The organism is Microcystis sp. M53598_WE2, from assembly GCF_030067735.1.
In the GTDB taxonomy this organism is placed as follows: Bacteria; Cyanobacteriota; Cyanobacteriia; order Cyanobacteriales; family Microcystaceae; genus Microcystis; species Microcystis aeruginosa.
Genome location: NZ_JASJFE010000835.1, coordinates 1 through 7,612 on the forward strand (window position 1 = coordinate 1; position 7,612 = coordinate 7,612).

Sequence of the window (7,612 nt, forward strand, 5' to 3'; positions counted from 1 at the left end):
AAGCCTGAAACTCCCGACGACCGGCTACTGACGACCGGCTACTGACTCCTAACCCCACCAACAAACTTTTTGCCGCAAACCCTAACTATAGGCTATTTTGGATCAGGTGACGAAACTAGCATTTTCTCCTAATTCAAGCGAAAAAACCCCGCATGACTTCAAGAAATCACCGGGGTTTTTAGGAAGAATAGGGATAGGGAAGGAATTTAACCCTCGGTTTCCTGTCTGGTTTGGATAAACAGAATCAAGAGGAAAACGGTGGGTACTAGGACGAATAGGATACTAGCGATAAAGCCGAGATTATTTACTTGCATGAGTTAACTCCCTCTGTGACAACGGATTTGCATAAAGATTAACTCCTAGAATATCATCCCAGAGAAGCCAAGGCGTTGCCGATTTGAGAGGGGAAGGGGGAAGTGGGGAAGTGGGGAAGTGGGGAAGTGGGGAAGTGGGAGTGGGGAAGTGGGAGAAAGGTAGTTATCTTTTCACCCCCTTGGCTCGCGCGTCTTTAATTGGTACTTTTGGATCGGTGGCGATGATGTGAAGATCGATATTTTTCTGCCAGATCAGGCGCATGAGTTTTTGGGTGAAAGAACCTTTGATGAAATTCTTCCAGCGCGATTGAAGGCTCTCCCCGATCACGATCTGGGTGATCCGTTCGCGCTCGGCCACCTCGGCGATCGCTGCCGCCACCTGATAGCTTTTAACCCGTAAGAATTTCCCCTCGAATTCCCGACATAAACGTTCGCAGGTTTCGATATGTAAAGCCTCCTCTCTGGTGAGAAAGCGCTCGGGGTTATCAACGAAAATCACGAAAAATTCCGCGTTCATATACCCCGCTATTCTCGCTCCCCGACGTAATAATCGTAAAGAGTTGGGATAGGTGGAAATACAGACTAATACCCGTTCGTGAACGGGACAGGATTGACCGATAAATTTTGTTGAATTACTCGCTTCTTCTTCCACCGTATCGGCCACTTCGCGCAAGGCCAGTTCCCGGAGGGCGATTAAATTGCGCCGTTGAAAGAAATTATTTAAAGATTGTTCGATCTTTTCGGGAGCGTAGATTTTTCCCGCTAATAATCTTTCTTCTAGGGTTTCGGCGGTAACATCTACCACGATCACTTCATCAGCTTCCTCCAAAATTCGATCGGGTATTCTCTCCCGCACCACCACCCCGGTGATTCGGGCGACCAGATCGTTTAAACTCTCGATATGCTGGATATTCACTGTCGAGTAAACATCGATTCCCCGGGATAAAATTATCTCCACGTCCTGAAAGCGTTTCTCTCGCTCCGAACTGGGTGCGTTCGTGTGGGCTAATTCATCGATCAGACACAGCTGCGGCGAGCGGGCGATAATCGCTTCCGTATCCATTTCCGAGAGAGTGAATCCCTCTTTCTCTAGGATTTTTCTCGGTACGATTTCCAGTCCCTCGGCTTTTTCGGCGGTCTCTTTCCTGCCGTGGGTTTCAAGAAGTCCGATCACCACGTCGGTTCCCTGCTTTCTGAGGCTATGCCCCTCCTCCAGCATTTTGTAAGTTTTCCCGACCCCCGGGGCCATGCCGATAAAAATTTTATGTCTTCCCCGTCGCACGCTCGTCTCCTTTTTGGCAACTTCCCTTGTAGATTAATACTAAATCCAGTTATTAAAAACTGATTATCTATTCCCTCTTTTGCCTATTGCCTATTGCCTGTCCTAATATGTAGCCTATACTCAACGGATTTGGTATGAGAGTGCTTATTGACTAGAGGTAATACCGCGTTGACGTAATTGGTCGATAAAAAATTCTTCGAGGGAAGCACGAGCTAAATTAAGACTAATCAAGCGAGCATCGATACTAGGCAGGGCAGCCAGAAAAGCAGCGGGTTCTCCCTGTAATTGTCCGTGCCAACAGTGATCGCGCCAATGCAAACCGAGGAGCCATTGCTGTAGTTGATCCTCCCTACCACCTTGAACAATCACCTGATAGACATCAGCACGACCGAGAATTTGCTCGAGGGAACCAACACAGAGTAATTCTCCCCGGGCCAACAGGGCAATGCGATCGCAAATTTGTTCCACATCGGAGAGAATATGAGAGTTAAAAAAGATAGTTTTCCCCCGTTGTTTGAGGGATTGAATAATTTCTCGCACCTGATAGCGACCGATAGGATCCAGTCCCGACATCGGTTCATCGAGAAAGACTAATTCTGGATCATTGATTAATGCTTGGGCTATACCAATCCGTTGCATCATCCCCTTAGAATATTGACGCAATTGCTTTTTCTGGGCAGTTTTGCGGTCTAATCCCACTAAATCCAATAATTCAGGAATGCGTTTTTTCTGCACAGAAGAGGGAATTTCAAAAATGCTGGCGATTAATTGTAGGAATTCCCAGCCGGTGAGATAGTCGTAGTAGTAGGCATTTTCGGGAAGATAGCCGATGCGTTGCCTGACCGAGCGATCGCCAATTGGTTGACCGAGAATCAAGGCCCGTCCGGAAGTGGGTCGGACAATCCCCAAAAGGGTTTTTAAGAGTGTGGTTTTGCCGGCCCCGTTCGGGCCTAATAATCCAAAAGTTTCGCCCTCATGGACAATTAAAGTACAGTTTTTCAAGGATTCGATTTTTTTATCTAACCAGAATCCCGTCCGATAAGTTTTTTGTAAGTTTAACGTCTCTAGCACAGTTTGACGGCTGGTATTCGTCATTGTTTTGGAATCATCTGAGACAGAATACATGAATCTGACATCCCTTTTCCGACACTTTGCTTTTATTATCCCCAAATTGTCAGCAGTAATGTCAAGGCTATCAAAATAGCACGATTTTGGAACCCAGAAAAATCCCAACCAGTCTTGAGAAGGGGTATCAGTGCTTAGATGCCCCTTGCAGTGGTCGTTTCCTGGCCAAATAGGCTATTTTTCCACCACCCTTTAACTTCAGTTCCGGGCTATTGCCAGCTTTCTTCTCTGGCATGGGTGTGAATTAGCCGCTAAAATCTGTTAGACAGGTAACTTTGACACTTGAGCGGCAACTGGTACAATAGGGCGAACGCTTATGGAAACCAGACTCTTACACAAACACAGCATGAAACAACTCCTCAATTGCCTTAATTCCCTGACAGTGGCCAGTGTAGCCACTATCGCCTTGGCCTACCCTGGCATCGCTCAAGTTAATCTGTCTGTTTATCCCGCTCCTTCCTCGTCGAACGAATCCATAGAATTATACGTTCCCCCGCCGGAAAACAATAACATCGATAATACCTGTACTCAATCGATCGGGGCAAATATCGATAAAATTATCAGTCAAGCTCCCAATCAGTGGGGTATATTAATCGAATCTATCGATCGCCAAACAGTTATTTATAGTCATAACGCCGATCGCTATTTTATCCCTGCTTCTAATACAAAGTTATTTACCACGGCTGCCGCTTTACAAGTGATGAACCCAGAGACGACAATTCAAAAAAAATCCCTGCGCGATTGGGTTAATATCACTAATCAGAGAAGTAATAATTTCTACGCTGACACTCTTTTTCGCTTTATCGGCGGTTCTAAAAATGTTACTGCCATCTTGGCACAATTGGGCATCAATCCCAGTGGTTTTCGTTTAGCCGATGGTTCAGGATTATCCCGCCATAATACCGCTACTCCCCGCTCGATCGTGGAAATTTTGCGGGTGATGTATTATTCTCCTAATCGCGACACTTTCTATGCTTCCTTACCGGTAGCGGGAATTAGTGGCACCCTGAGAAACCGAATGCGTCAGACGGCCGCTACTGGCACAGTTTACGCTAAAACTGGCACTCTTACCGGTGTGCGGGCCCTATCGGGTTATCTAGAAAACCCCAACCAAGAACCGATGTTATTTAGCATTATCGTTAATAATCAACGGGTTTCCGGACAGGCTCTAGTGAAAGCGATCGATACTATTGTTCTACAGATGACCGCATCTCGTTCCTGTCAAGCTCAGTAGCTCTCCTGTAAAAAATACCCAATCGTCCTGACAGTTAGTGGAAACCCGATTGGGTAAGGATTTCCCTTCTGTCTCCCGACTCCTAACTCCTCAATTCTGCCCGATGCAAGGTGTCTAATCCCGGGGCGATTCTCGCGAGTCAATCCGATTTTTTGGGCGGAATGATGGCCAAATTCCCTTAACCCGAGATGGGGTTAATAATAGCCATAATCTGCTTCGGTTTGGGTTTGGGTTTGGGGGGAGAGATATTCAAAATTAGAGGGATCTCGCAGAAAGCGAAAAACTTCTTCTTCGAGACGATGAATTAGATAGGGTTCTATGGAACTAGAATCGCGTAAACAGGCTAAATAGCCTTCAACGTATAGCCGGATCTCATCAAAACGCGAGCCACGGTGCCAAAGATCCACCATGTCATCGGTTAGTCTTTGATAGTAACGAATAGATTGGGTATCTTGGAGCATGGGCAGTAGAACAAAAAAAAAGAGAGTGGGGGTAAGTGTTTATGGATCATCGTAGGGAGAATTGCTATTCTCGGTCTCCGATACCTCTATTGTACTCACCAAATTGGCAAAACACAGACGAGGGTATTTTCAGTGATCAGTAAAGGGTGTGGGGTGTGGGGTGTGGGGTGTGGGGTGTGGGGTGTAGGGTTTGGGGTGTGGGGAGAAGGGAGAATAAATAAAGGCAATCTCCTGAATCCTGTCTCCTGAATCCTGAATCCTGTCTCCTGAATCCTGTCTCCTGCCTTTTGCCTTTTGCCCTCTGCCTTCGTATAGATTATTCGTGGTTTCTTTGTCTTTTTGCCCGTTCAATTTCTGCCTGTAGTTCTGCTATTTGTCGCTGCAATCTTTCGCTTTCGCTATCATTAGCATCAACATTAATTGAGCTTTTAACCCCTGTTTTGGCATAGTTTCCCCGGCGAATTTGACGATAGGATTCCGAGTTAAACCATTCCTGTAGATAATGCACTCTTTCCACGGAAAAAGGATGGGTTAAAAAGGAACCATTACCGCCATTATAAATGAGAAATTTATAAATCTGGTTTAGGTTATCTTGGTCTAATTGTCGGTAGGCTTCCCCTTGGCGAATAAATTCTTCTAAGTTGCATTCATGCAGGTATTTTTGACTTCCTCCTGCACATTTCATTAAAGTTCTCAGGACTAAATTTAAATCATCGCTAACTAATAAAGCGGCTCGGTCTGCTGATAATTCGGCTTTTCTGCGCCATTCATAAAAGGCATAAACTAGACCGGTAGTAATGGCTTTTCCTAGTCCTAAGGTGATGCCCCCAAGAAAATTAGCCGCCCCCATCACCCAAAAAGACATTTGAATTAAAATACTATGATCGCATTTTAAATGACCTAATTCGTGGGCAAGAATTACCCTAATTTCTTCTTCATCTAAGAGGTCTAAAAGGGCAGTATTAAGGACAATGTAGGGATGTTCCGAACCTAAAGAATAGGCATTCGCTGAAGGGTTTTGACTGACATAAAGATTCGGTTCTGGGGACATATCTAAATCCCGCAGACATTGGCGATAGATGCCGTATAAAGTGGCGTATTGACGCGGGCTGACTTTTAGATCATTGCCCATTAATAAAATTTGCTGGGGACGTTCATAGAGATATTCGGAAAAACTTTTCGCTAATAAGTCAAACCCCGGAACTGATCTTAAGGCCTGTTCAGCTTGCTGATCTAGGGGATGTTTAAAAGCTTGACTGGAGATATCAGGATAAGTTGGCATATTTTTTCAAGGAAAAAGGGGAAAGGGAAAAATGATAATTCAGTCGTTAGTCAGAAATAAACGGGCATTAATTGCCAAGTTTTTAAGATTGTCTTGTCAACTTTTTCGAGGCAACTTATGGCATTATAGTCAGGAATTACTTCTAGAAACAGTTGGCGTTTATCAAATCAGTAATGTCTCTCAATAGGTTTTTAAGTCTGCAAAATTGCGGATTCTAGAGTTTATTTGGTTGCGGTGACATAGAATAGACCTGTGGGAGAAATGAGCTTTTTTCTTGTTAACTATCCTTGGCAACAATTCCTAGATTTGATAACAAAGCTTGTAGGTTAGTTTGCACGGTAGCGGGTTGGTATCTCTTAATAGTTTCTAGGGAATTATCAGCGAGTTTTTGCCACAATTCCATATTATCATAGAGTTCGATTACCGCTTGGGCAAATTCCTCGGCAGTATCGGCAATTAAAACATCTTGGTGGTCAATTAATCCCATACCTTCGGCACCAATTTTTGTGGTAATAGTCGGTAATCCTAGGGAAAGACTTTGACCTATTTTACCCTTCATTCCCGCACCAAATCGCAGGGGTGCGACAAAAACACGACTCTTTTGGAAATAGGGTTCTACTTCGGGAACATAACCGGTGACAATTACTTGATCATTGGCTAATTCTTTCACTTCATCCTTGAGGTTACTTCCCAATAAATTAACGGTAATATCGGGACGGTATGCCCAAACTAAGGGCATAATTTCTAAACATAACCACTTAACGGCATCAATATTAGGAGGGTGATTGTAGCTACCAATAAATACTAAACCGGCTCGCTGGTCAAAGGCAACTTTTTCTGACAGGGAAATTTCTTCATGGATATTGGGGATTACCCAAACATTTTTCACTCCTAAAGAGGATAATACCTGCTTTTCGTCTTCGGTTACTACCACGGTTGCTGCCGCTTGATTAGCATAGTTTAACTCTAATTTCTGATAGGTTTGCCAACTCCAGCTAGTATTTTGGTAACTGGGATCGAGATAGTCTTTTTGTCGTTTTAAACGTAGAAAATGCAGGTCAATTGTATCATAAATAATTGGCACTTTTGTTTTTAAGCGGATTAAATCCATATACTTATCGCACAATTCGGGACGACACAACCAAACTCCATCGATCAGGGGTAAATATTTGATTAATTTTTCTTCTAGATTATATCTTTGCGGTGTGCCATAAATGACCTCAATTCCCAGCTGTTGCAGGACGGAAGTATAGGGTTGTTCAGGATAGCCATTATCGGGAAAGAAAATCACTGAATACCCTAAATTGAGCAGCAGCTTAAGAATATTTAATAAACGCACACAGCCGGATTCTCGATCGTATAGTGGAACGTAGGAATCAATGACTAAAATTGTCGGTTTTCCTTGTAAACGTCGGGCAGCTTTGGGTACATTATTAGCATCGTTATCTAGGTGTTTAGTTAATACCTTTGACCATTTTTCTCGAAACTTGGTTTGATTAATAACTTGATATTGTTTGATCCCACTGGAAAGGTCTGTTCCCGAGGTGATTCCTTCGTAGTGGATGACGTTAGATTGCGGTTGATAGAGGACTTGATAACCCAATTCTCGGATGGCAAAACATAAGTCTGTATCTTCGTAATATGCGGGGATAAAGTCTTGACAAAAACCACCTAATTGCTTAAATAAATCCGTAGGAACTAATAAACTTGCTCCCGAACAATAGTCCACGGGACGCACATAATTATATTCCGGTTCATCGGGACTATCTAAGCGTCCATAATTCCAACCATCGGCATAATTCCAGATAATTCCCCCCGCTTCTTGTTGTTTACTATTAGCAAAAATTAACTTAGAACCCACCGCACCAACTTGGGGATTATTGATAATTAATTTTAATAAACTTTCTAGACAAT

The 7,612-nt window shown here is 43.7% G+C and carries 8 protein-coding genes; 2 read left to right on the plus strand and 6 right to left on the minus strand.

Annotated features, from left to right (window positions below; genetic code table 11):
- Window positions 1–206: 206 nt before the first annotated feature.
- The 3 genes from psbM to PX636_RS16915 form a co-directional block, all read right to left on the minus strand.
- Window positions 207–314 carry a photosystem II reaction center protein PsbM gene (gene psbM, locus PX636_RS16905; RefSeq protein ID WP_012267682.1) on the minus strand — a complete coding sequence of 36 codons (108 nt, stop codon included), beginning with the start codon at window positions 312–314 and terminating at the stop codon, window positions 207–209.
- A gap of 163 nt (window positions 315–477) precedes the next feature.
- On the minus strand, window positions 478–1,596 hold the full coding sequence (locus PX636_RS16910) for a universal stress protein (protein ID WP_288117961.1): 1,119 nt from the start codon (window positions 1,594–1,596) through the stop codon (window positions 478–480).
- A gap of 144 nt (window positions 1,597–1,740) precedes the next feature.
- Window positions 1,741–2,721 (minus strand): ABC transporter ATP-binding protein, encoded by a 981-nt coding sequence (locus PX636_RS16915; protein ID WP_288117963.1) that lies wholly within the window; start codon window positions 2,719–2,721, stop codon window positions 1,741–1,743.
- A 346-nt stretch (window positions 2,722–3,067) separates the two neighbouring features.
- On the opposite strand from PX636_RS16915, the gene dacB reads away from it, so the two are divergent.
- Entirely contained in the window at window positions 3,068–3,955 is an 888-nt protein-coding gene (gene dacB, locus PX636_RS16920; RefSeq protein WP_044034704.1) for a D-alanyl-D-alanine carboxypeptidase/D-alanyl-D-alanine endopeptidase, read from the plus strand.
- Between the two features lie 194 nt (window positions 3,956–4,149).
- On the opposite strand, the gene PX636_RS16925 is transcribed toward dacB, so the two are convergent.
- Entirely contained in the window at window positions 4,150–4,416 is a 267-nt protein-coding gene (locus PX636_RS16925) for a DUF6761 family protein (protein ID WP_002796102.1), read from the minus strand.
- 316 nt (window positions 4,417–4,732) lie between these two features.
- On the minus strand, window positions 4,733–5,698 hold the full coding sequence (locus PX636_RS16930) for a M48 family metallopeptidase (protein WP_002796101.1): 966 nt from the start codon (window positions 5,696–5,698) through the stop codon (window positions 4,733–4,735).
- 31 nt (window positions 5,699–5,729) lie between these two features.
- Between PX636_RS16930 and PX636_RS16935 the strand changes: the two genes are divergently transcribed.
- The gene (locus PX636_RS16935) at window positions 5,730–5,885 is read left to right on the plus strand and encodes a hypothetical protein (RefSeq protein WP_012267676.1); all 156 of its coding nucleotides are present in this window, start codon (window positions 5,730–5,732) and stop codon (window positions 5,883–5,885) included.
- A gap of 90 nt (window positions 5,886–5,975) precedes the next feature.
- Here the strand turns inward: PX636_RS16935 and PX636_RS16940 are convergent.
- Window positions 5,976–7,612 (minus strand): glycosyltransferase (locus PX636_RS16940; RefSeq protein WP_288117966.1); only part of this gene is annotated, 1,637 nt, incomplete at its 5' end.

Excerpts from the sequence above, each read along its gene's own strand:
- psbM (WP_012267682.1), bottom strand. The coding sequence starts at position 314 with ATGCAAGTAAATAATCTCGGCTTTATCGCTAGTATCCTATTCGTCCTA.
- PX636_RS16915 (WP_288117963.1), bottom strand. The coding sequence starts at position 2,721 with ATGTATTCTGTCTCAGATGATTCCAAAACAATGACGAATACCAGCCGT.
- dacB (WP_044034704.1), top strand. The coding sequence starts at position 3,068 with ATGAAACAACTCCTCAATTGCCTTAATTCCCTGACAGTGGCCAGTGTA.
- PX636_RS16925 (WP_002796102.1), bottom strand. The coding sequence starts at position 4,416 with ATGCTCCAAGATACCCAATCTATTCGTTACTATCAAAGACTAACCGAT.
- PX636_RS16930 (WP_002796101.1), bottom strand. The coding sequence starts at position 5,698 with ATGCCAACTTATCCTGATATCTCCAGTCAAGCTTTTAAACATCCCCTA.
- PX636_RS16935 (WP_012267676.1), top strand. The coding sequence starts at position 5,730 with ATGATAATTCAGTCGTTAGTCAGAAATAAACGGGCATTAATTGCCAAG.